The organism is Polaribacter filamentus, from assembly GCF_002943715.1.
Lineage (GTDB): Bacteria > Bacteroidota > Bacteroidia > Flavobacteriales > Flavobacteriaceae > Polaribacter > Polaribacter filamentus.
Genome location: NZ_MQUA01000013.1, coordinates 2,885,334 through 2,907,434 on the forward strand (window position 1 = coordinate 2,885,334; position 22,101 = coordinate 2,907,434).

The window sequence follows — 22,101 nt, forward strand, 5'->3', positions numbered from 1 at the left end:
TGCTTATAGCAGTCTTTTTGCTTTTTAGTTTTTTCTTAAATTATTGTAAAGCACTATTTGTCAATCAAATAAATAGTAGTACATTTGCACTCCTTTTTTAAGGAAAAGTTAATTTATTATTAATAAGACAAAAACTAATAGTGTAATTATGAACACATTAAGTTACAAAACAGTATCAGCAAACAGCGCTACCGTAAACAAGGAGTGGGTTTTAGTTGATGCGGACGGGCAAACGTTGGGTCGTCTAGCTTCTAAAATAGCAAAGCTAATTAGAGGTAAATACAAACCAAATTTTACTCCTCACGTAGATTGTGGAGATAACGTGGTTATCATCAACGCAGAAAAAATTAATCTAACTGGTAAAAAATGGACTGACAAATCTTACATTCGTCACACAGGTTATCCAGGAGGACAAAGATCGTTAACTGCTACAGAAATGTTCGCTAAAGATCCTACAAGACTTATCGAAAAAGCAGTAAAAGGAATGTTACCAAAAAACACTTTAGGTAGCGCTTTGTTCAGAAACTTGTATGTATATGCAGGTACAGAGCACAAACATGCAGGTCAAGAACCTAAAGCTATTAACCTTAACGATTATATATAATGGATATAGTACACAAAATCGGTAGAAGAAAAACAGCTGTTGCTCGTATTTATCTTTCAGAAGGAACAGGAACTATCATAGTTAATAAAAAAGACTTTAAAAACTATTTTACAACTTCAACTTTACAGTATAAAGTGCAACAACCTTTAATGCTAACAGAAAACTTAGTATCTTACGATATTAAAGTAAATGTTTATGGTGGTGGTGTAACTGGTCAAGCAGAAGCAATTCGTTTGGCAATTACAAGAGCACTAGTTTCTATAGACCCAGAGCACAGACTTATTTTAAAACCAGAAGGTTTATTAACGCGTGATCCTAGAATGGTTGAACGTAAGAAATTTGGTCAGAAAAAAGCACGTAAGAAATTCCAGTTCTCTAAACGTTAATATTTTACTACAATATATGCTGAATTTATTTTCAACATATATTAAGGAAAATTTTATACTAAGAGACTGTTATAAATTATTATTAACAGTTTAGTATCTAAATATATAAGACTCATAAAAGACTACTTATATATTGATTTAATAACAGAAAGTAAACACATTTAAAAAATGGCAAACATAAACATTCAAGAATTACTAGACAGTGGTGTTCATTTTGGACACTTAACTAGAAAATGGAACCCAAACATGGCTCCTTATATTTATACAGAAAGAAATGGTGTACACATCATCGATTTGTATAAAACAGCTGCTAAAATAGAAGAATCTTCAGAAGCTTTAAAAAAAATTGCAAACTCTGGACGTAAAATTTTATTTGTTGCAACTAAAAAACAAGCAAAAGATATCGTTGCAGAAAAAGCAAAAGCAGTAAACATGCCTTACATCACAGAAAGATGGCCAGGTGGTATGTTAACCAACTTTGTTACTATTAGAAAAGCTGTTAAAAAAATGGCTCATATTGATAGAATGAAACAAGATGGTTCTTTTGATGCATTATCTAAAAGAGAAAAATTACAAATTAATCGTCAAAGAGAAAAATTAGAAAAGAATTTAGGTTCTATTTCTGATATGACTCGTTTACCAGGCGCTTTATTTATAATTGATATCAAAAAAGAGCACATTGCGGTAGCTGAAGCTAGAAATTTAAACATTCCAATTTTTGCAATGGTTGATACAAACTCTGATCCAAGATTAGTAGATTTTGTTATACCAGCAAACGATGATGCTTCTAAATCTGTAGATAAAGTATTAACTTTTATTACTAATGCAATTGCAGAAGGTTTATCCGAAAGAAAATCTGATAAAGATAAAGACGGTAAAGAAGACAAAGTAAAAGTAAAAGCAGATAAAGCGGCTCCTAAAAAAGTAAAAGCTAAAGCTGAAGTTACTGAAACTGAATCGGAAGAAACTGAATAAACAAAATAAATTATAATCTTTAAAATATAAAGTAACATGGAAACAGTAAAAGTTAGTGCTGCTGATGTTAAAAATTTAAGAGAAGCTACTGGCGCTGGAATGATGGACTGTAAAAAGGCATTAGTTGAAGCTGGTAACGACTTTGATAAAGCAATTGATGTTTTACGTAAAAAAGGTCAAAAAATTGCTGCAAAAAGAGCTGATAGAGATTCTACAGAAGGCGTTGCCGTAACAAGAATTAACGATGCTAACACCGCTGGTGTAGCAATCGTTTTAGCTTGTGAAACTGACTTTGTTGGAAAAAACGATTCTTTTGTAGCTTTAGGTGGTCAATTTGCTGACATCGCTTTAAATCATGACAGTAAAGAATCTTTCTTAGCTGCAAATTTTGGAGGTATGACTGTTGCTGATAAATTAGTTGAACAAACTGGTGTTATTGGTGAAAAATTAGAAATCACTGCTTTTGAAAGAGTAGAAGCTGCTTATGTTGGTGCATACACTCACATAGGTAAAATTGCTGCTTTGGTTGGCTTATCTGCTGCTGTAGATAACGCTGAAGAACTTTCTAAAGATGTTGCAATGCAAGTTGCTTCTATGGGCGCAACAACATTATCTTATAAAGATTTCGACCCTGCTTTTGTAGCTGCAGAAACTGAAGCTAGAATTGCTGTTATTGAAAAAGATAATATTGAGCTAGGTAGATTAGGAAAAACTTTAAAAAATGTTCCTAAATACATTTCTATGTCTCAATTAAATGAGGCTGTTTTAGCGCAAGCTGAAAATGACGCAAAAGCTGAATTAACTGCAGAAGGTAAACCTGAAAAAATTTGGGATAAAATTTTACCTGGTAAAATCGAAAGATTTATTGCTGATAATACAACCTTAGATATGGAACAATGTCTTTTAGATCAAACTTTTATTAAGGATGATAAGAAAAATGTTGCACAATATGTAAAAACGTATGGTAATGTTGAAGTAAGTACTTTTAAAAGAGTTGCTTTAGGATAATAATCCATTCTATACTTATTATAAACCTCGCAAATTTGCGAGGTTTTTTGTTTTTAAGAATAAAAACTATTCTTCTTTTAAAATCTCTAAAAACAAATCTCTCTCTATTTCTCTAGCTCCTAAGCTAGCTAAATGATTGTTGTAAACTTGACAATCTATGAGCTTATAATGAGTACTATTTGCCAAATAAATAAATGCAATTTTTGATGCGTTTGATATATGGCTAAACATACTTTCTCCGCAAAAAATACCATTAATCTCTAATCCATATAAACCCCCAACCAACTTATCATCGAACCAAACTTCAATTGATTTTGCAATTCCTTTATTATGTAAATTTATGTAAGCTTGTTGCATATCATCAGTAATCCAAGTACCTAAACCGTCCTTCCTGTCAATATTTTTGCAATTATAAATAACGGCTTCAAACACCTTGTTTTCGGTAATTATAAACTCATTTTTATTGATGATTTTTCGCATTGATTTTGACACTTTTAATTCATCAGGAAACAATACCATTCTTTTAATTGGACAATACCAAACAATAGGATCATCCTCAGAAAACCAGGGAAAAATTCCGTTTTTATACGCATATAATAATCTTTCCCAAGATAAATCTCCACCCAAAGCGATAATGCCCTCTTTGGTTGCATACTTATAATCAGGAAAAGTAAGTTCTTTTGTGAGCCAAATCATACTTTAGATTCATTTTACCGCTAATTTAATAAATTCTTTAAAAAAGCGTTAATGTTATTTATTCCCAATGTTTATAAATATTTTGTCCTTATTTTTGCAGTACGTTTTAATTTAATTAAAACTCATACAATGCGAAAGTTTCAAAGAAAAAGAAGAATAAAAACAAAAAAAGAAAAAGCGAACTTGATTCATAATTATTATGCAAGAACCGGCTTTTATAAATTTGTTGGAAATAATTTAAAGAAAGCAATACTGCCAATAATTGGTGTTGTTCTAGTAATTTTCTTATTCAACAAATATGTATATAATATTAATGATGGCTTGCATCATTTTACAGAAACTTTTTCGAGATTAGGTATTTTGATAACTTTTTTTATTTCTGAAACAGTATTGGGATTAATTCCGCCAGAAATATTTATTGCTTGGTCTAAAAAAACAGATCAACCAATTTTAAATTTAGCGCTTTTAGCAACACTTTCTTATAGCGGAGGATTAATATCCTATTTCTTAGGTAAAACAGCCTTAAAGATAAAAGCTATTAAAGAATACTTAGAAGTTAAAATGGAGAAAAACCTAAAAAATACTCGAAAATGGGGTGGGATTTTAATTTTAGCCGGGGCTTTATTACCACTCCCTTTTTCAATTGCGTGCCTTGCAGCCGGAATGATAAAATATCCTTTTAAAAGTGTTGTGCTTTTTGGTTTATTTAGATTTGGTAGATTTGCAATTTATGCATGGGCAATTTTTAGTGTAGTCAGTTAAAAAACTTACATTTGTACTATGGGATTAACGAATAATGATATTTTAAAAAAATTAAGAGTAGCACACAAATTAAGAGATACAGATATTGTAGAAATTTGTGCTTTGGTAGATTTTAAAGTTAGTAAAGGAGAATTAGGCGCCTTATTTAGAAATGAAGATCATGATAAATACGTAGAATGTGGTGACCAGATTTTACGCAATTTTTTAAATGGATTAGTGATTCATTTGCGCGGACCAATGCCAGAAAAAAAGAAAAAAATCTAGAGCAAAGAGAAAAGAGACAAGAGGCAAAAGAATAAATTTTATACAAAAAGAGCGAATTCAATTAAGAATTCGCTCTTTTTATTTTTATCTAGAAAGTTAACTTTCTAGTATTCTAATGCAGCTACTAAAAAGGTAAATCATCTGGTTCTTCATCAGATACGCTAGAAGCAGCCTCAAATTTATCTACCGGAGGCCCAGCTTGTGATGACGATCCTTGAGCTAAGCTTTCGATTCTCCAGCCTTGAATTGCATTAAAATATTTTGCAACACCTTCTGGATTTATCCATTCTCTACCACGTAAATTAATAGACACTTTTACATCTTGCCCAACTTTATAACTGTTTAACAAGTCAGTTTTATCCTGTACAAACTCAATCATTATCATTTGCGGATATTGCTCATCCGTAGTTACCACTAGTTCTCTTTTTTTAAAACCGCCTGTTCCAAAAGTTTGAACTTCTCCTACTAATTTTACTTTACCAATAACTTCCATAATTTTTATTTTAATAAAAGTACTTTCCAAGCACTTTCTACATCATTTTTACTTAAATACTCTTTCGCAAATGTATGTTTTTTTGTTATTTCTATCCCAATAAATTGGGAATGATCTTTGCCAAAGTTATTAACAGTTTCTAATTTAGGTAGTTGATCAACATTCCCCAACATTCCTAAATCATTACCTGTTAGAACTAAACTATTTCTAATTTCTACTGGAATTGCATCAACGCCAATTCCTAAAGTAGAAACTGGTTTCGGAATTTCGAAAAAACCATCTCTTGCTCTAGTGTAATAACTACCCCCTGCCCTTGCTACTAAATCTATTTTATGTTGATCAATGCTACCATCATCCGCTAAAACATCTTCCGAAATATGAATTTTTACAACTTCACAAACAATTAAATTTCCTGCTCCGCCTTCATCACCTGTGAAAATTACATCTTTAACTTTGCACTCAAATTGCACAGGAGATTCTGCCACTCTAAATGGTTTAATTTCATCCGAAGGCAACATTGTAAAACCTGCTTTATCAAACTCATTTACACCCTTGGGATATTCTGTACTACTCAAAGACATTTGCTGTACAATGGCATAATTTACCACATTTATAACCACTTCTTTCGTTTCTAAAGCATTCTCTAAAGTATCTTTTGTGGTATTATCCCGAACTCTTCGTGCAGGAGAAAAAATTAAAATTGGCGGATTAGAGCCAAACACATTAAAAAAGCTAAACGGCGATAAATTAGGGTTTCCATTTGAATCAATTGTGCTTGCAAACGCAATTGGTCTTGGCGCAATTGCACCTAATAAATAACCATGTAATTTGCCTGTAGCTATTTCTTTTGGGTCTATAGTGAGCATCTGTAAAATTTTTAGGTAGGTAAAGATACTATCAAATCTTGAAATGAGTTATAAAGAAGAAACCTTTATATTTGTTTTGATGAAAATTTACTCAAAAACACTTTTTTTTAAGCGATTTACAATTCTTGTTTCGTTTTTAATTGTCTCTTTAATTCTTTGGAATACCTATACTTTTTTTCAGAAATTTAAAAAAGCTGAAAGAGCAAAAATGGAAATTCATGGCGAAGCAATTAAAGAATTAAGAACAGTAAGTATTGAAGAATTAGACGAAAATATTTCTGAATTGCCCTTGAAAATTATCAGCAGAACCAAAGACATTCCTTTTATTTTAGTGGATGCTGATGGCAATATTAAAGGCTCTAATAACTTGGATACGATTAAAGAAAAAGATCCTGAATATTTAAAAAAACAACTGGCGATTATGAAAAGCCAAAACCAACCTATTTTGGTTGAATATTTAGGGAAAACTGATTACATCTATTATCGGGATTCCGATTTATTAGATAAACTAACCTATTATCCGCTTGCTTTTTTGCTGATTTTAGTACTTTTCTTAGCCGTAATTTATTTGTTTTACAGTTCTAATAAAGCTGCTGAAACCAATAAACTTTGGACAGGAATGGCAAAAGAGACAGCCCACCAAATTGGCACACCTTTGTCGTCTTTATTAGGGTGGATTGCTATTTTAAAAATAAAAAAAGTTGATGAAACATATATAAATGAAATCGAAAAAGATGTTCACAGATTAAACGCAATTGCCAATCGTTTTTCAAAGATTGGATCCGTTCCGGAGTTAAAAAAAGAAAACATTGTAGCAATTACAAAGCAAGCTTTCGATTATTTAGAGTCTAGAAGTTCTAAACAAATTTCGTTTTCATTTTCTTCTTCGGATGAAGATATTCAAACAAAATTAAACGCAGAATTATTTGGTTGGGTAATAGAAAACCTCATCAAAAATGCTATTGATGCCATGTTAAAAAAAGGCGAATTAACGTTGCAAATTGAAAGCTTTGATAAAAAAGTAAAAATTAATATTTCTGATACAGGAAAAGGAATGCCTAAAAAAATGTTTAAGCAAATATTTAAACCAGGATTTACAACAAAAAAACGTGGTTGGGGTTTAGGCTTATCGCTCTCAAAAAGAATTGTAGAGGATTATCATAATGGAAAAATATTCGTAAAAAAATCTGAAATCGACAAAGGAACTACTTTTCAGATTTTACTAGATAACGTTTAATTTTTACTCTTTCCTACATCATCAGAAATGACAAAGAGATTACTTTTTAAATTTAGTTTTTGCTATTTTGTATTTAGCGGATAAATATTCAAATACGAGCCCTCTATAATCCAGTAGATACATTTTATAATGACTGTTTTTAGTGTAATTTCTTCTCCATCAATTAATGGCCAAACAAATACCATTGCCAAAAACATCCAAACACCCCATCCTAATGCAACTTTGAATCAATCTTTCATAATTACTCAAAATTATCAGAAATGCTTTTGGCCAAACTAATAAATTCAACATTTGTTAATTTTACTTTTTGAGCAAACTGTATATCCGCCATTGCGTTTAAAGGGATTAAATGGACGTGCACATGAGGCACTTCTAAACCAATTATGCTCATTCCTATTCGTTTACAAACCACTGTTTTTTCTAATGCTTTTGCAACTCTATATGAGAAATCCATTAATTGTGTATACTCCTCTTTTGATAAATCAAAAATCTTATTTACTTCCTTTTTAGGAACCACCAAAGTATGTCCTTTAGCATTTGGATTGATGTCTAAAAAAGCAATAAAATTAGCATCCTCTGCTACTTTGTAACTTGGTATTTCGCCAGTAATTATTTTTGTAAATATGCTCATCTTAGTTGTTGGTTATTTGTAAATATAAAAAAGAATTCGGGTTTTGGCATTGCCAAAACCCGAATTTATATTCTTAAATGTATTTCTTGCGTCTTTTATTTTCTAGAAATCTCTATAATTTCGAATTTCATAATTCCGTTTGGAACTTGAATTTCTGCAACATCTCCAACTTCATTTCCTAATAGACCTTTACCAATTGGCGAGTTTACTGACAGTTTTCCGTTTCTAACATCGGTTTCAGAATCAGCAACTAGTGTGTAGCTAAACTCCATTCCGTTGGCAGTATTTTTAATTTTCACAATAGAATGAATTAATATTTTAGAAGTATCTAACTGACTTTCATCTATAATACGTGCATTCGATATTACATTTTTTAATTTGGCAATTTTAAACTCTAAATGAGATTGCTCTTCTTTTGCAGCATGATATTCTGCATTTTCACTTAAATCGCCTTTGTCTCTTGCATCCGCAATTTCTTGTGTTACTCTCGGACGCTCAACTTGCTCTAATTTTAGCAATTCGTCTTTTAACTTTTTCAATCCTTCTGGAGAATAATAAGATATATCACTCATAATTTCTATAATTTAAAAATCCCATTGCCTTCACAGGAATGAGATTAGATTACAAATGTACAAAATATTTGTAACTTGCAATCGTTTTTATAAAAACTGAAATCTAAATATGTTAAAAAAAATAGTCTTTTTGTTAAGCATTTGTTTGTTTTTAAATTGCTCTGACACAACCAATTTAGGAAACTGCATACAATCTTTGCCTTTAAATCTTGTTACCGATTTAAACAACCCAGAAATGATAAATGCACAAACTCCTGGAGGATTTGCACTACTTTCTGGGGGAAGTAAAGGCATTTTAATATTCAATAAAAACGGAAGAGAATTTGCTGCTTTCGATAGACTTTGCCCAAGTAGTGATTGTGCTGCTGCTATGACTTTTGAAAATAGACTTTTACAATGTACTTGCGATAAAAGTAAATACAGTGTAGATTTTGGCGGAGCTCCACGAACCGATGGCTTTCAGTGTCCTGCAATAGAATATAGAGTTACAAAAAACGGATCAGTAATTAGAATCAGTAATTTTTAGCATACCTAAAAATAGATGCTTATTTTTGCTTAAACACAACAACAATAAACTTGAAAAATTATTTTTCTTCTGATTTTAAACTAGGCATTTTAGGCGGAGGCCAATTAGGAAGAATGCTTCTTACCGAAACTCAAAAATTTGATATTCATACTTCAATTTTAGATGGCAATCTAAATGCACCTTGTGCACAAATTTGCAATCATTTTGAAGTTGGAGATTTGTTAGATTTTGATGCTGTCTACAACTTTGGTAAGACCGTAGACATTTTAACAATTGAAATAGAAAACGTAAATATTGATGCTTTAGATAAGTTACAAGCAGAAGGATTAACGATTTATCCAAAACCTAAAGATTTACGCATCATCCAAAGTAAAGCCAGACAAAAACATTTTTACATTGATCATCAAATTCCGACTGCAGCTTTTTCTCATTTTGCTTATTTAGAAGAGTTGCATCACGGTTTAGAAAATAGCATTATTAGTTTTCCTTTTGTTTGGAAAGCCGCTCGTTTTGGCTATGATGGCAACGGCGTAAAGATTGTTAGCAGTTTTTCTGACTTAGAATCTTTACCAAATGTTGAGTGTATCACGGAACAATTAATTCCGTTTAAAAACGAATTAGCAGTTATTGTTGCAAGAAATGCTGATGGTGAAACCAAAACATATCCCGTTGTTGAAATGGAATTTCATCCAGAAGCAAACCAAGTAGAATATGTAATTTGTCCGGCAAGAATTGAAGAATCTGTTGCAAACAAAGCACAAGCATTGGCTTTAAAAGTTGTGAATGATTTAGATTTTGTTGGTTTATTAGCCGTAGAAATGTTTCAAACAGAAACCAATGATATTTTGGTAAATGAAGTTGCTCCAAGACCACATAATTCTGGGCATTATTCAATTGAAGCAAGTTATACCAATCAATTTGAACAACATTTACGATCTATTTTAAACCTTCCTTTAGGAAATACAGAAAGTAAAGTTGCCGGAATTATGGTAAATTTAGTTGGCGAAGAAGGATTTTCTGGTGATGTAATTTATCAGAATATAGAAGAAATTTTAAAAATTGATGGCGTTACTCCTCACATTTATGGTAAGAAAGAAACTCGTCCGTTCAGAAAAATGGGTCATGTAACTATTGTAGATAAAGATATTGATAAAGCTAGAAAAATAGCACAGCAAGTTAAAGAAACGATTAGAGTTATAAGTAAAAACAATTAACATTAAACAATTATCAGTTATCAATGATAACTGATAATTGATAACTGATAATTGATAATTGATAATTGATAATTAAAAAAATATGGTAGGAATAATAATGGGAAGTGATTCTGATCTTCCAATCATGCAAGAAGCAATAGATATTTTAGAAGGTTTTGATATTCCGTTTGAAGTAGATATTGTGTCTGCTCACAGAACTCCAGAAAAATTATTTGAGTATTCTAAAAATGCGCATTTACGCGGAATCAAAGTAATTATTGCAGGTGCAGGCGGAGCTGCTCATTTACCAGGAATGGTGGCAAGCATGAGTCCGTTGCCAATAATCGGAGTCCCAGTAAAAAGCAGAAATTCGATCGATGGTTGGGATTCTGTTTTATCAATTTTACAAATGCCCGGAGGTGTTCCTGTGGCAACCGTTGCATTAGACGGCGCAAAAAATGCAGGAATTTTAGCAGCACAAATTATTGGTACTTCGGATAAATGTGTACTAGATAAAATTATTGCCTACAAAGAAGGTTTAAAACTAAAAGTTGAACAAGCTTCTGAACGGGTAAAAAAATAACAATATCCGATCGAGCATTACTGAAATCAACATATTTTTTAATTGAAAGTACGGACGTAGTTCTTGAGAGGTTACATTAATGTCTCAACTGCGCTCGACCTGACAGAACAAATACGACTAAATGAATCCACTTTTACAAGATTTTAATACAGCACCATTTTCTAAAATTTCTAATTCAGATTACAAACCTGCAATCAAAAAAGCAATTGAAATTACAAAATCAGAAATTGATGAAATTGTAAATAATACCGATACTCCTACTTTTAAAAACACAACAGTAGCTTTAGATTTTACAGGCGAAAAACTAAATAAAATAACGAGTATCTTTTTCAACTTAAACGCTGCTGAGACGAATGATGAAATTCAGAAAATTGCGCAAGAAATCTCTCCTTGGTTAAGCGAATTAAGCAACGATATTACTTTAAATACCGCATTATTTAAAAAGGTAAAGGCTGTTTTTGACTCAAAAGAAACGTTACCATTAAGTCCAGAACAACAAATGTTGTTGGAGAAACAATACAAAGGTTTTGCAAGAAATGGTGCTAATTTAAAGGAAGCAGATAAAACAGCACTTCGTAAAATTGATGCACAACTTTCTAAACTTTCTTTAAAATTCGGGGAAAATGTATTGGCAGAAACTCAAGCTTTTGAAATGCACATAACCGATGAAAAGGACCTTGCTGGTTTACCAGAAAGCGAAAAAGAATCGGCTAGAGAGGTTGCAAAATCTAAAGAAAAAGAAGGTTGGATTTTTACGTTAGATCACCCAAGTTACATTCCTTTTTTAACCTACGCAGACAATAGAGAATTGCGAAAAAAATTAGCAATTGCAGCTGGTAAAAAGGGGTTTCAAGACAATGAATTCAACAATGAAAAAGTTGTTTTAGATATTGTAAATCTTCGCAATGAAAGAGCAAATTTATTAGGTTATAAGACTCATGCACATTTTGTTTTGGAAGAAAGAATGGCGGAAACTCCAGAAACAGTAATTGAATTTTCTAATAACTTATTAGAAAAAGCAAAACCTGCAGCTATAAAAGAGTTTACTAATTTAGAATCTTATGCCAAAAAATTAGACAATATCGATCAGCTTCAAAAATGGGATGGAGCTTATTATTCAGAAAAATTGAAGAAAGAATTGTTTGATTTAGATCAAGAAATTTTGAAACCATACTTTAAATTAGAAAACGTAATTAATGGTGCTCTTGAAATTTCAAAACGTTTGTATGATTTGCATTTCGAAGAAATTTTTAACATCGACAAATATCATCAAGATGTAAAAACATATAATGTTACTGATTCTAATAATAACTTTATTGCAGTTTTTTACGCTGATTTTCATCCGAGGAAAGGAAAGAGAAATGGCGCTTGGATGACATCCTACAAACCGCAACAAATTAAAAACGGCGTTAATGAAAGACCTCATGTTTCTATCGTTTGTAATTTCACAAAACCAACAGCAACAAAACCTTCTTTATTAACTTTTAATGAAGTTACCACATTGTTTCACGAATTAGGTCACGCACTGCATGGAATGTTAGCAAACACGACCTATAATAGTTTATCTGGAACATCTGTTTCTTGGGATTTTGTTGAATTACCAAGTCAAATTTTAGAGAACTGGTGTTACGAAAAAGAAGCATTAGAATTGTTTGCAAAACATTATGAAACTGGTGAAGTTATACCGATGAAATATGTTGAGAAAATTAAAGAATCTGCAAGTTTTCATGAAGGGATGCAAACATTAAGACAGCTTAGTTTTGGTTTATTAGATATGAAATGGCATGGTAGCGAATCTCCAGAAAAAATTTCTTCTGTTAAAGAATTTGAAAATAATGCTTTTGCGGATACAACTTTATATCCTGAAGTTGCAGAAAATTGCATAAGTACTTCTTTTTCTCATATTTTTCAAGGAGGGTATTCTGCTGGATATTATTCGTATAAATGGGCAGAAGTTTTAGATGCGGATGCTTTTGAATATTTCTTAGAAAAAGGAATTTTCAACAAAGAAGTAGCTACTAAATTCAAGGAAAATGTACTTTCTAAAGGAGGAACAGAAAAACCAATGGATTTATATATACGCTTTAGAGGCAAAGAACCAAAACCAGATGCTTTGTTAAAAAGAGCTGGGTTATTATAGTATTCAGTTTATAGTCGCAGTTCGCAGTCAGTTGAGTGCTGCAAACTGCAACTGAATGCTGTTACTAAAAACTATTAACTATTTTTACTTTCTATCCATTTACTCATATACTTCGTGGCTTGTAAAGTTTGATGTTGCAACAAACTTCCTAAAAAATTCTGAGTTCTATGCATCTCTAAATTATCCTGAATTTCATTTAGTTGATTGATAAAAGGTTGCTCGAGTTTCTCTTTATCATATATCTGATTGATGATTTGAACTCCATTTTTTTGAACATTTTTCCAAATTTTTTCATCCGAAAATAATTGAATTGCCCTTGTTGAAAAAGCAGAAAAATCATCTTCAATAAAGCCATTCCATGGCAAAAAGTTGTGCATTCCTTCCGCTCCAATTGAGGTTGTAATACTTGGTGCTCCACAAATCATCGCTTCCGTTAATTTGCCTTTAATTCCTGCTCCAAAACGCAAAGGTGCTAAAACCACTTTAGCTTTTTCAACAACTTCTTTTGCATTTTCTGCAAAACCTTTGATAATAAACCCTTCTTTTTTATTGTGTAATTGATGTATTTGCTGATTTGCATACGCTCCATAAATATGGATTTCCGCTTGAGAAAGAACTGTTCTAATTTTACTCCAAATTTCATTTTTTAAGGTTAAAACGGCATCAACATTTGGCTTGTGAAAGAAATTACCAATAAACACAAAATGCTTTCTTTCTTCAAAAGATTTCCAATTTTCAATTTGTTGTTCATCAATTTTATCTAATAAAAAAGGCAAATAATAGAGAATATGTTCATCAATCTTAAAGACTGATTTTAATAACTCCATTTCGTAAGTTGAAATTATTAAAGACACATCACATCTTAAAATGGAAGCTATTTCTCTTTTTGCATCATCCGATATTAACAATGCTTCTGTTGTAAACTCCGCTCCTTTTTTTAATTGTTGATGTCTAGTTTTGCGCAAAAAATGTAGATCTTCTGTATCTAAAATACGAATTGCATTTGGGCAATTTTGAGCTACTCGCCATCCAAATTGTTCTTCCATCATAAAACGATCAAAAACAACCATTGTTGGATTCAATTTTTTTACAAAATCATCAAAAGAAATGTTGTTCAATTCAATTGAAACCTCCTCAGCTCCTAAAAAATTTAAAGAAATTGCCTTTTCATTTTTTTGAGAAGCAGACGCAAAAGTAACTTTATAATTTTGTTTTAAAAACAGCTCTATAAGTTGTTGCATTCTGCTTCCTGCAGCAGAAGAATTAGGTTCTACCCAAACAGTTCCAATAATTAAAACTTGTTGTATCGTCAATTATTGAGCGTTCATTTGTTGCTTATAATCTGCTTGTACACTTTTACCCCAAGAAACCATTTCTGCTATTTGTTCTTGCGTTAAATTCGCTTCAGAATGTGTCCAAGTATAAGAATTTAAAGGCATTTCTCCTTTCTCAACTTCTTCATACAATTCATCCATTTTATGTTCTTTCTTTTTTAAAGAATAAGTACTCCAATCAGAAAAATTTAAATGTTTTTTTCCGTCTTTCACATGGTCATTTAGCCAATAATTTACGGGAGTTATATTATTATACCAAGGGTATTTTGTACTACTAGAATGACAGTCAAAGCAACTTTCTGACAATATTTTACGCACATTCTCTGGCGGATTTGTTTCTGCCAAAAAAGTAGCCACAGACGTTATATCTCCTTCATTTTTTTCTGGCCCAAAAAACTGTGCAATTACAAGTGCTACTAATAAAACGATTGCTATTTTTTTAAGAATTTTCATTGGTTACATTTTTAGATTTAATTTGACAGTAAATCTAACAAATTCTTCTTTGAATCTCTAAAAATATGCGTATTTTTGTGCCTTAAATTTAACTTACCATGAAATACGACATTATTGTTATTGGTTCTGGTCCTGGAGGATATATTGCAGCAATTAGAGCATCACAATTAGGGAAAAAAGTAGCAATTATTGAAAAATATGCTACTTTAGGAGGAACTTGTTCAAATGTTGGATGCATTCCATCTAAAGCTTTATTAGATTCCTCTCATCATTATTACGATGCTGTTCATCATTTTGAAGAACACGGAATTTCTATTCAAAAACCATCTTTTGATTTTACAAAAATGATAGAAAGAAAAGCCAATGTTGTAGAAACTACTACTGGCGGAATCAAATATTTAATGGATAAAAATGATATTGCTGTTTTTGAAGGTTTAGGTTCTTTTGAAGACGCAACTCACATAAAAGTTTCTAAAAATGATGGTTCATCAGAAGTAATTGAAGGGACAAATATTATTATTGCAACTGGTTCAAAACCAGCAACCTTGCCTTTTATTTCAATTGATAAAGAACGCATCATTACCTCAACCGAAGCTTTAAAATTACCTGAAGTACCAAAACATTTAATTGTAATTGGTGGCGGTGTAATTGGGTTAGAATTAGGCTCTGTTTATTGCCGTTTGGGCGCAGAAGTTACTGTAGTTGAATATATGGATAAAATCGTTCCAGGAATGGATGCGGATGTTTCTAAAGAATTACAAAAGGTATTTAAAAAACAAGGAATTAAATTTGCTACAAGCCACAAAGTAACCTCTGTGCAAAGAGATGGAGATACTATTGTTGTTAAAGCTACGGATAAAAAAGACAGAGAAATTGAATTTTCTGGTGATTATTGCTTAGTTGCCGTTGGAAGAAAGCCTTACACAGAAGGTTTAGGATTAGAAAAAGCGGGCGTTAAGGTTACAGAAAGAGGGCGAATTGATGTAAATGATCACTTACAAACAAATATTAAAAATATTTATGCAATTGGTGATGTTGTTAAAGGCGCAATGTTAGCGCACAAAGCAGAGGAAGAAGGAGTTGTTGTTGCAGAATATTTAGCTGGCGAAAAACCACATATTAATTATAATTTAATTCCGGGTATTGTATATACTTGGCCAGAAGCTGCTGCAGTTGGTAAAACTGAAGAGGAATTAAAAGAAGCTAAAATAGAGTACAAAGCTGGTAAATTTTCTATGCGTGCATTAGGTAGATCTAGAGCTAGTGGTGATATTGATGGTTTTGTAAAAGTTTTAGCTGATAAAAATACAGATGAAATTTTAGGCGTTCACATGGTTGGTGCACGTGTTGCAGATTTAATTATGGAAGCTGCAGTTGCCATGGAGTTTAGAGCTTCTGCGGAAGATTTAGCAAGAATTTGTCATGGTCATCCAACATATTCTGAGGCTGTTAAAGAAGCTGCAAAAGCTGCTTGGGACGGGAAACCATTGAATGCGTAAACTTATTTATAGTATACTAGACCTCACGGGTTTTAAGAACCTGTGAGGTCTTTTTTATTTAGAAAACTGTCAAGTATTTTTATAAAGAATATGCAAAGAACAATTCGCACTTTTTCTGTTGATAATAGACAAGAATTTAAACACAATTTATTGTTTTGGGCGCAACAATTCGAAACTGCAATTTGGCTAGATTCTAACAATTACAAACAGCAATATGCTAGTTTTGATACTGCTTTGGCGGTTGAAGAATTTACATCAATCAAAACAGATTATTTTAATGCTTTTGAGAAATTAAAAGAATATCAAACAATTACCAAAGATTATATTTTTGGGTATATTTCTTATGATGTAAAAAATGATGTTGAGGATCTTACTTCAAATAATTTTGACGGATTAGACTTTGCTGATTTGTACTTTTTTCAGCCTCAAAAACTGTTTTTCATCAAAGATAATTCAGTTGAGTTTCACTATTTAAAAATGGTTGACGACGAAATGGAGTTTGATTTTGAAGAAATTCAAAAATCTAAAAACCCAGAAATCCAAAGATCTGAAAATGACATCAAAATAAAACTTCGGATTCATAAAGATGAATACTATCAAAAAGTAACCAAAGTTTTAGAACATATTAAAAGAGGTGATATTTATGAAGCTAATTTTTGCCAAGAGTTTTATGCAGAAAATAGCACGATAAATCCGATTGAAGTTTACAATCATTTAAACAAAATTTCTACGCCGCCCTTTGCTACTTTTTTAAAAATTGAGCATCAATACGCTTTATCAGCTTCCCCAGAAAGATATATCAAAAAAGAAGGAACTAAAATTATTTCTCAACCTATAAAAGGAACTGCAAAACGTTTACGAAGTGAAATTGATGATGCTCAAATTGCATCCGATTTATCGAGAGATACCAAAGAACGATCAGAAAATGTAATGATTGTAGATTTGGTAAGAAACGATTTATCAAAATCAGCAAAAAAAGGAAGCGTAAAAGTAGAGGAATTATGCAAAGTGTATACTTTTAAACAAGTGCATCAAATGATTTCTACTGTGGTTTCGGAAATTGAAGAAAACATACACCCTGTAGCCGTTCTTAAAAGCACTTTCCCAATGGGAAGTATGACAGGCGCTCCAAAATTTTCTGCTATGAAAATTATTGAAAACCTTGAAGAAACCAAACGCGGATTGTATTCTGGCTCGGTTGGTTATTTTTCACCAAATGGCGATTTTGATTTTAATGTAATTATTAGAAGTATCCTTTATAATGAAGAAAAAAAGTATATTTCTTATTCCGTTGGTAGCGCAATTACGGCAAAATCTATTCCTGAAAAAGAATATGAAGAATGTTTGTTAAAGGCCAAAGCGATGAAATATGTGCTGCTGAATTCTAAATAATAGCAATAACAAACGATTAACAAGCTCAGCATTTTAAGAAAGAGTAAAAAAATCTACTTTCAAAATTATAGTGAGTTTACTTATATTTACAGCATGATACTAAAAGAAAAATTTCAACAAATTTTTGATAATTTAAAAGAGAAGAAAACAGAACAAACGATGTTCAATGCGTTTTTAGACACGTATCCAGAAGAATGGAAACAACTAAAAATAAATTTTTCTAAATTTAACAGAAGCAAAAAATTTGGGAATACCATTCCGTTACCAAAACCAGAAGTTTCTTTAAGAAAAGAGATTAGAGTTTGGTTGAAGAAAAATAAAAGTGCTTGATTTTTAGCTTTTATTTATAGAATTGTTTTTGATGTAATATTTTTAGCACAAAAACAGTTTCATTTTTAATAACATAATGAACTGAATATGGAAACTTTGTTGTCAATACAATTCTAACTCCATTATATCTACTTTGAAAATATCCTGGTTTTTCTCTCAGATAATCAATAGTATTAATAAGCTCAGTATTAAAACTTTTACCCAATGATTCACTTATTTCAGAGTAATAAAAATAAGCTTCAAATATTTGATTTTCTGCTTCTTCAGAAATTTCAATTTTAAATAACATTAATTTTACCCTTTAAAGTATCCCAATTGGTAAAATTAATATTTCCTTTATCAAAATCATCCAATGTCTTATCCATCATTTCTTTATAAGCATCTGTAAGCTGAAAATCGTTTGCTTTTTCGCTTAAAATGTACTCCATATAATTTTTCAACTTCCTACCCTCTCTTTTTGCTTGTAACTCTAATAATTCTATTGTATTAGCATCTAAAGTCACTTCTTTCCTTTTTTTATTTTGTGCCATTTCTTTGTTATTTATACGATAAATGTACGTAAACTTTACAAAGTATATTTATTTACTTTTGTAGAAAATATTTTTATGACACACAAAGAATTCAACTTCAATATTTATAACACCGAATTTTATGGCCAGGTTTGGGAAGCAAAAAACACAAAAGCGGTTGTTGTATTAGTACACGGAATGGGCGAACACTCTGGACGCTACACTCATGTGGCAAAAAAACTAACCGAAAATGATTTTTCTGTAGTAGCCTTTGATCAGTTTGGTCATGGAAAAACTTCTGGAAAACGTGGTCATAATCCGGGTTTTGAAGCAGTTTTAGAAAGCGTAACTTCAACAATTAATAAGGCAAAAGAGTTATTCCCAAACAAGCCTATTTTCTTCTACGGGCATTCTATGGGTGGAAATGTTGTTGTTAATTATGTACTAAGAATAAAAAATGATTTAAAAGGAGTTATAGCAACAAGTCCGTTTTTAAAACTGGCTTTTCAACCACCAGCAATAAAATTAGCTGTTGGTAAATTGTTGCAAAAAATAGCACCTTCTTTAACGATGGGAAATGAATTAGATGCAAATGATATTTCCCGTGATAAAGCTGAAGTTGAAAAATATATTAATGATCCTTTAGTGCATGATAAAATTAGTCCCAATTTTTCTTTAACTTTTATTGATTCAGGGAAATGGGCAATTGAAAACGCAGAGAAATTAAATACTCAAATGCTTATTTTACATGGAACTGATGACAAAATCATCGATTATACAGGAAGTGAAGAATTTGCTAATAAATCGAAAAATGCAATGTTAAAATTGTACAAAGATGGTTATCATGAATTACAAAACGATTTGTGCAAAGAAGAAATGCTACAAGATGTTGTAAACTGGTTGAATTCTCAACTTTAATTTCCGTATTTTTGAGGCGTAAATGCTTCAAAAATTTAAAGAACATATCAATATTAATTTTCCTTTTTTAAAGGATAAAAAACTATTAATAGCCATTTCTGGCGGAGTGGATTCTGTTGTTTTAACACATCTTTTCTCTGAATTAAATTTCGATATTTCTTTAGCGCATTGCAATTTTCAACTTCGCGAAAAAGAAAGTGATTTAGATGAAGAATTTGTGAAATTATTATCACAAAAATCGTCTAATCAGATTTTTACCATAAAATTTGATACAGAAAAATTTGCATCAAAGAACAAATTTTCTACACAAATTGCCGCAAGAGAATTGCGTTATAATTGGTTTCAAGCAATCATTAAAAAACACGGTTTTGATTATGTGTTAACGGCACATCATGCAGATGATAATTTAGAAACGTTCTTAATCAATTTAACTCGTGGTTCTGGTTTAGACGGATTTACAGGAATCCCAAAAATTAACGGAAATATTATTCGTCCACTTTTAGCGTTTTCCAGAGAAGAAATTTTAGCATACGCAAAAATAAATACGATTAATTGGCGAGAAGATGCGAGTAACGCAACCACAAAATATATCAGAAATAAAATTAGACATACGGTGCTTCCTCTTTTAAAGGAAATCAATCCTAATTTATTAGAAACCTTTGCAAAAACCATAGAAAATTTACAAGAAAGCAAACAAATTATTGAAGACAGAATTGCTGATATTTCAGCAGAAGTTATCAACTCTAAAAATGATATTTTAAAAATTAATATTGAAAAAATCAATCAACTTTCAAATCCGAAAGCGTATTTATATCAATTATTAAAAAACTACACTTTTACAGAGTGGAATGATGTTTACAACTTACTTTCTGCACAATCTGGAAAACAAATTTTTTCTAAAACACACAGATTATTAAAAGACAGAGCGTTTTTATTACTTTCTGAGCATGCAATTCCGAATGAAAACGAAAAGTTTTTAATTACTGAAAATCAAACAGAAATTACACATCCTATTCATTTAAATTTTGAAGTTGTTCAGCAAAAATCCATAGAAAATAAACAAATCATTTACGTTGATAAAAATTTATTAAAATACCCGTTAATTGTAAGAAAACGGCAAAATGGCGACTATCTTTATCCGCTGGGAATGCAAGGAAAAAAGAAGTTAAGCAAATATTTTAAAGATGAGAAATTATCGCTTTTTGAAAAAGAAAATACTTGGCTACTTTGTAACAATGAAAATGAAATTATTTGGGTGCTAAATCATAGACAAGATAGACGTTTTGTGAATGACAATAATTTAAAGATTAGCCTAAAACCAACTTAAAAAACACAGTATGAAAAAATTATCTTTATTTTTTATTACACTAATAGTTTTCTCTTGTAAGCAAGAAGTCAAAGTAGATTATGCAATTATATCTGGTAAAATTGATAATGCATCTTCATCTAAAATTACACTTTACAATAGTTATGATTCTAGTGATAAAAAAGAAATAACTTTAGAAAATGGTCAATTTACAGATACAATTAAAATAAATAATGGAAATGAATTCCTTTTAGTACAAAAAAATAATACTTTAAGTCTTTATTTGATAGAAGGAGATAAATTAAACTTTACATATGATACAAATAAACTTGATTCTACTTTAGTTTTTACAGGAAAAAATAGTGCTATTAGTAGATATTTATTAGAGAAAAAATAAATAATAAAAAATTCAAACTTAAAAATACAGCGTTATACTCTCTTAACGAAGACGACTTTATAAATCGTGTTTTAAAAGTTAAAAAAGCGCAAGAAGATTTTTTATACAATGCGAATGACTTGCCAAAAGATTTCATAAAAAATGAAACTTCAAATATTAATTATGAATATTTAGCTTCAATTTCTAACTACGAAAATTATCATCGTTATTATGCAAAAAAAGAAGACTTTAAAGCTTCCAATAAAATTAAAAGCAAATTAAAAAATCTTTCTTTTGAAAATGAAAATGATTATTTGTTCTCTAGTAATTATAGAAGTTTAGTAATGGATAACTATAGAAACAAATCTGCAAATTTAGAGAAAACTGATTCTATAAAAAATGATTTGGCATACTTAAAAACCTTATCTACTATTAAAAGTGATATAATTAGAAATACATTACTATTTAATGACGCGCAATATGGAATAACTTATACAGACAATTTAGAAGATTATTATGCATTGTTCAATAAAGCATCTACAAACCAAAACAATAATAAAAAAATAGCAGAAATTTACACTAATCTAAAAAAGTTAACGAAAGGGAATGCTTCACCAAAATTTACAGACTATGAAAATAATGATGGTAGCACAACTTCTCTAGACGATTTAAAAGGTACGTTTGTTTATATGGATATTTGGGCAACTTGGTGCGGACCTTGTATTGGCGAAATTCCTTCTTTAAAAAAGACAGAGAAATTATATCATGATAAAAACATTGAGTTTGTAAGCATTTCTATTGATAAAAAAGCAGATCATGACAAATGGAAAAAAATGATTGTTGATAAAGAATTAGGCGGTATACAATTATTTGCAGACAATAATTGGGATTCTCAATTTATTGAAGATTACTTAATTAAAGGAATTCCTCGTTTTGTTTTATTAGATCCGCAAGGAAACATTGTTTCTGCAAATGCGCCAAGACCTTCTAGTGAAAAATTAATAGAATTATTTAACGAATTAAAAATATAATAACACAAATTAGCCCA

27 protein-coding genes are annotated in these 22,101 nt (G+C 30.8%); 18 read left to right on the plus strand and 9 right to left on the minus strand.

The features are described from left to right. The first annotated feature begins 148 nt into the window (after positions 1-148). The 4 genes from rplM to tsf all read left to right on the plus strand — a co-directional run bounded on the left by rplM (position 149) and on the right by tsf (position 2,973). On the plus strand, positions 149-604 hold the full coding sequence (rplM, locus tag BST83_RS15195) for a 50S ribosomal protein L13 (RefSeq protein ID WP_104810518.1): 456 nt from the start codon (positions 149-151) through the stop codon (positions 602-604). Continuing rightward, the gene (rpsI, locus tag BST83_RS15200; protein WP_104810519.1) at positions 604-990 is read left to right on the plus strand and encodes a 30S ribosomal protein S9; all 387 of its coding nucleotides are present in this window, start codon (positions 604-606) and stop codon (positions 988-990) included. Before rplM ends, rpsI begins: the two co-directional genes overlap by 1 nt. Before the next feature lie 168 nt (positions 991-1,158). Continuing rightward, entirely contained in the window at positions 1,159-1,965 is an 807-nt protein-coding gene (rpsB, locus tag BST83_RS15205; RefSeq protein ID WP_104810520.1) for a 30S ribosomal protein S2, read from the plus strand. Positions 1,966-2,001: 36 nt separating this feature from the next. Beyond that, positions 2,002-2,973: a translation elongation factor Ts gene (gene tsf, locus BST83_RS15210; protein WP_104810521.1), complete on the plus strand. Its 972-nt coding sequence runs from the start codon at positions 2,002-2,004 to the stop codon at positions 2,971-2,973. A gap of 66 nt (positions 2,974-3,039) precedes the next feature. Here tsf and aat read toward each other — a convergent pair whose 3' ends face one another. Continuing rightward, complete coding sequence (aat, locus tag BST83_RS15215) at positions 3,040-3,669, minus strand: leucyl/phenylalanyl-tRNA--protein transferase (RefSeq protein ID WP_104810522.1); 630 nt, start codon at positions 3,667-3,669, stop codon at positions 3,040-3,042. 129 nt (positions 3,670-3,798) lie between these two features. Between aat and BST83_RS15220 the strand changes: the two genes are divergently transcribed. Continuing rightward, positions 3,799-4,431: a YqaA family protein gene (locus BST83_RS15220; protein ID WP_104810901.1), complete on the plus strand. Its 633-nt coding sequence runs from the start codon at positions 3,799-3,801 to the stop codon at positions 4,429-4,431. 18 nt (positions 4,432-4,449) lie between these two features. After that, entirely contained in the window at positions 4,450-4,695 is a 246-nt protein-coding gene (locus BST83_RS15225; protein ID WP_104810523.1) for a DUF1456 family protein, read from the plus strand. Positions 4,696-4,819: 124 nt separating this feature from the next. On the opposite strand, the gene BST83_RS15230 is transcribed toward BST83_RS15225, so the two are convergent. Together BST83_RS15230 and BST83_RS15235 are read right to left on the minus strand one after the other, a co-directional pair. After that, a complete protein-coding gene (locus tag BST83_RS15230; protein ID WP_104810902.1) occupies positions 4,820-5,188 on the minus strand; it encodes a DUF3127 domain-containing protein in 369 nt (122 codons plus the stop codon). A gap of 5 nt (positions 5,189-5,193) precedes the next feature. Next, positions 5,194-6,054: a flavin reductase family protein gene (locus BST83_RS15235; RefSeq protein WP_104810524.1), complete on the minus strand. Its 861-nt coding sequence runs from the start codon at positions 6,052-6,054 to the stop codon at positions 5,194-5,196. A gap of 79 nt (positions 6,055-6,133) precedes the next feature. On the opposite strand from BST83_RS15235, the gene BST83_RS15240 reads away from it, so the two are divergent. Beyond that, positions 6,134-7,291 (plus strand): sensor histidine kinase, encoded by a 1,158-nt coding sequence (locus tag BST83_RS15240; RefSeq protein ID WP_104810903.1) that lies wholly within the window; start codon positions 6,134-6,136, stop codon positions 7,289-7,291. Positions 7,292-7,532: 241 nt separating this feature from the next. On the opposite strand, the gene BST83_RS15245 is transcribed toward BST83_RS15240, so the two are convergent. Together BST83_RS15245 and greA are read right to left on the minus strand one after the other, a co-directional pair. After that, positions 7,533-7,922, minus strand: coding sequence for an HIT family protein (locus BST83_RS15245; protein ID WP_104810525.1), 390 nt, complete (start codon positions 7,920-7,922; stop codon positions 7,533-7,535). A gap of 95 nt (positions 7,923-8,017) precedes the next feature. After that, complete coding sequence (greA, locus tag BST83_RS15250; protein WP_104810526.1) at positions 8,018-8,494, minus strand: transcription elongation factor GreA; 477 nt, start codon at positions 8,492-8,494, stop codon at positions 8,018-8,020. 109 nt (positions 8,495-8,603) lie between these two features. On the opposite strand from greA, the gene BST83_RS15255 reads away from it, so the two are divergent. From BST83_RS15255 to BST83_RS15270, 4 genes are all read left to right on the plus strand, one after another. Then, positions 8,604-9,020 carry a Rieske (2Fe-2S) protein gene (locus BST83_RS15255; protein WP_104810527.1) on the plus strand — a complete coding sequence of 139 codons (417 nt, stop codon included), beginning with the start codon at positions 8,604-8,606 and terminating at the stop codon, positions 9,018-9,020. Positions 9,021-9,070: 50 nt separating this feature from the next. Beyond that, on the plus strand, positions 9,071-10,234 hold the full coding sequence (locus BST83_RS15260; RefSeq protein ID WP_104810528.1) for a 5-(carboxyamino)imidazole ribonucleotide synthase: 1,164 nt from the start codon (positions 9,071-9,073) through the stop codon (positions 10,232-10,234). An 82-nt stretch (positions 10,235-10,316) separates the two neighbouring features. Further along, positions 10,317-10,796, plus strand: coding sequence for a 5-(carboxyamino)imidazole ribonucleotide mutase (purE, locus tag BST83_RS15265; RefSeq protein WP_104810529.1), 480 nt, complete (start codon positions 10,317-10,319; stop codon positions 10,794-10,796). Between the two features lie 121 nt (positions 10,797-10,917). Further along, positions 10,918-12,936: a M3 family metallopeptidase gene (locus BST83_RS15270; RefSeq protein ID WP_104810530.1), complete on the plus strand. Its 2,019-nt coding sequence runs from the start codon at positions 10,918-10,920 to the stop codon at positions 12,934-12,936. Positions 12,937-13,010: 74 nt separating this feature from the next. On the opposite strand, the gene BST83_RS15275 is transcribed toward BST83_RS15270, so the two are convergent. Together BST83_RS15275 and BST83_RS15280 are read right to left on the minus strand one after the other, a co-directional pair. Beyond that, complete coding sequence (locus tag BST83_RS15275; protein ID WP_104810531.1) at positions 13,011-14,249, minus strand: glycosyltransferase; 1,239 nt, start codon at positions 14,247-14,249, stop codon at positions 13,011-13,013. Continuing rightward, positions 14,250-14,723 (minus strand): heme-binding domain-containing protein, encoded by a 474-nt coding sequence (locus BST83_RS15280; protein WP_104810532.1) that lies wholly within the window; start codon positions 14,721-14,723, stop codon positions 14,250-14,252. It lies immediately after the preceding gene. A gap of 98 nt (positions 14,724-14,821) precedes the next feature. On the opposite strand from BST83_RS15280, the gene lpdA reads away from it, so the two are divergent. The 3 genes from lpdA (at position 14,822) to BST83_RS15295 (ending at position 17,944) form a co-directional block, all read left to right on the plus strand. Then, the gene (gene lpdA / locus BST83_RS15285; RefSeq protein ID WP_104810533.1) at positions 14,822-16,222 is read left to right on the plus strand and encodes a dihydrolipoyl dehydrogenase; all 1,401 of its coding nucleotides are present in this window, start codon (positions 14,822-14,824) and stop codon (positions 16,220-16,222) included. A 90-nt stretch (positions 16,223-16,312) separates the two neighbouring features. Then, the gene (pabB, locus tag BST83_RS15290; RefSeq protein WP_104810534.1) at positions 16,313-17,614 is read left to right on the plus strand and encodes an aminodeoxychorismate synthase component I; all 1,302 of its coding nucleotides are present in this window, start codon (positions 16,313-16,315) and stop codon (positions 17,612-17,614) included. A gap of 93 nt (positions 17,615-17,707) precedes the next feature. Continuing rightward, on the plus strand, positions 17,708-17,944 hold the full coding sequence (locus tag BST83_RS15295; RefSeq protein ID WP_104810535.1) for a CIA30 family protein: 237 nt from the start codon (positions 17,708-17,710) through the stop codon (positions 17,942-17,944). Positions 17,945-17,954: 10 nt separating this feature from the next. Here BST83_RS15295 and BST83_RS15300 read toward each other — a convergent pair whose 3' ends face one another. Together BST83_RS15300 and BST83_RS15305 are read right to left on the minus strand one after the other, a co-directional pair. After that, positions 17,955-18,233, minus strand: a complete 279-nt coding sequence (locus BST83_RS15300; RefSeq protein WP_104810536.1) for a type II toxin-antitoxin system RelE/ParE family toxin — start codon at positions 18,231-18,233, stop codon at positions 17,955-17,957. Continuing rightward, on the minus strand, positions 18,223-18,474 hold the full coding sequence (locus BST83_RS15305) for a hypothetical protein (RefSeq protein ID WP_104810537.1): 252 nt from the start codon (positions 18,472-18,474) through the stop codon (positions 18,223-18,225). Before BST83_RS15305 ends, BST83_RS15300 begins: the two co-directional genes overlap by 11 nt. 75 nt (positions 18,475-18,549) lie before the next feature. Between BST83_RS15305 and BST83_RS15310 the strand changes: the two genes are divergently transcribed. The 4 genes from BST83_RS15310 (at position 18,550) to BST83_RS20185 (ending at position 22,084) form a co-directional block, all read left to right on the plus strand. Then, positions 18,550-19,371: an alpha/beta hydrolase gene (locus tag BST83_RS15310; protein ID WP_104810538.1), complete on the plus strand. Its 822-nt coding sequence runs from the start codon at positions 18,550-18,552 to the stop codon at positions 19,369-19,371. A gap of 22 nt (positions 19,372-19,393) precedes the next feature. Continuing rightward, on the plus strand, positions 19,394-20,698 hold the full coding sequence (gene tilS / locus BST83_RS15315) for a tRNA lysidine(34) synthetase TilS (RefSeq protein ID WP_104810539.1): 1,305 nt from the start codon (positions 19,394-19,396) through the stop codon (positions 20,696-20,698). Positions 20,699-20,708: 10 nt separating this feature from the next. Further along, positions 20,709-21,074: a hypothetical protein gene (locus BST83_RS20180; protein ID WP_205853593.1), complete on the plus strand. Its 366-nt coding sequence runs from the start codon at positions 20,709-20,711 to the stop codon at positions 21,072-21,074. A gap of 119 nt (positions 21,075-21,193) precedes the next feature. Next, complete coding sequence (locus BST83_RS20185) at positions 21,194-22,084, plus strand: TlpA family protein disulfide reductase (protein WP_240614784.1); 891 nt, start codon at positions 21,194-21,196, stop codon at positions 22,082-22,084. The last annotated feature ends 17 nt before the right edge of the window (positions 22,085-22,101 follow it).

Coding starts and splice junctions, on each gene's coding strand:
- BST83_RS20180 (WP_205853593.1), top strand. CDS start 20,709: ATGAAAAAATTATCTTTATTTTTTATTACACTAATAGTTTTCTCTTGT.
- aat (WP_104810522.1), bottom strand. CDS start 3,669: ATGATTTGGCTCACAAAAGAACTTACTTTTCCTGATTATAAGTATGCA.
- BST83_RS15255 (WP_104810527.1), top strand. CDS start 8,604: ATGTTAAAAAAAATAGTCTTTTTGTTAAGCATTTGTTTGTTTTTAAAT.
- BST83_RS15300 (WP_104810536.1), bottom strand. CDS start 18,233: ATGTTATTTAAAATTGAAATTTCTGAAGAAGCAGAAAATCAAATATTT.
- tsf (WP_104810521.1), top strand. CDS start 2,002: ATGGAAACAGTAAAAGTTAGTGCTGCTGATGTTAAAAATTTAAGAGAA.
- BST83_RS15235 (WP_104810524.1), bottom strand. CDS start 6,054: ATGCTCACTATAGACCCAAAAGAAATAGCTACAGGCAAATTACATGGT.
- tilS (WP_104810539.1), top strand. CDS start 19,394: ATGCTTCAAAAATTTAAAGAACATATCAATATTAATTTTCCTTTTTTA.
- BST83_RS15245 (WP_104810525.1), bottom strand. CDS start 7,922: ATGAGCATATTTACAAAAATAATTACTGGCGAAATACCAAGTTACAAA.
- BST83_RS15270 (WP_104810530.1), top strand. CDS start 10,918: ATGAATCCACTTTTACAAGATTTTAATACAGCACCATTTTCTAAAATT.
- BST83_RS15225 (WP_104810523.1), top strand. CDS start 4,450: ATGGGATTAACGAATAATGATATTTTAAAAAAATTAAGAGTAGCACAC.
- purE (WP_104810529.1), top strand. CDS start 10,317: ATGGTAGGAATAATAATGGGAAGTGATTCTGATCTTCCAATCATGCAA.
- BST83_RS15280 (WP_104810532.1), bottom strand. CDS start 14,723: ATGAAAATTCTTAAAAAAATAGCAATCGTTTTATTAGTAGCACTTGTA.
- rpsB (WP_104810520.1), top strand. CDS start 1,159: ATGGCAAACATAAACATTCAAGAATTACTAGACAGTGGTGTTCATTTT.
- rplM (WP_104810518.1), top strand. CDS start 149: ATGAACACATTAAGTTACAAAACAGTATCAGCAAACAGCGCTACCGTA.
- BST83_RS15310 (WP_104810538.1), top strand. CDS start 18,550: ATGACACACAAAGAATTCAACTTCAATATTTATAACACCGAATTTTAT.
- rpsI (WP_104810519.1), top strand. CDS start 604: ATGGATATAGTACACAAAATCGGTAGAAGAAAAACAGCTGTTGCTCGT.
- lpdA (WP_104810533.1), top strand. CDS start 14,822: ATGAAATACGACATTATTGTTATTGGTTCTGGTCCTGGAGGATATATT.
- greA (WP_104810526.1), bottom strand. CDS start 8,494: ATGAGTGATATATCTTATTATTCTCCAGAAGGATTGAAAAAGTTAAAA.
- BST83_RS15305 (WP_104810537.1), bottom strand. CDS start 18,474: ATGGCACAAAATAAAAAAAGGAAAGAAGTGACTTTAGATGCTAATACA.
- BST83_RS15240 (WP_104810903.1), top strand. CDS start 6,134: ATGAAAATTTACTCAAAAACACTTTTTTTTAAGCGATTTACAATTCTT.
- pabB (WP_104810534.1), top strand. CDS start 16,313: ATGCAAAGAACAATTCGCACTTTTTCTGTTGATAATAGACAAGAATTT.
- BST83_RS15230 (WP_104810902.1), bottom strand. CDS start 5,188: ATGGAAGTTATTGGTAAAGTAAAATTAGTAGGAGAAGTTCAAACTTTT.
- BST83_RS15220 (WP_104810901.1), top strand. CDS start 3,799: ATGCGAAAGTTTCAAAGAAAAAGAAGAATAAAAACAAAAAAAGAAAAA.
- BST83_RS15295 (WP_104810535.1), top strand. CDS start 17,708: ATGATACTAAAAGAAAAATTTCAACAAATTTTTGATAATTTAAAAGAG.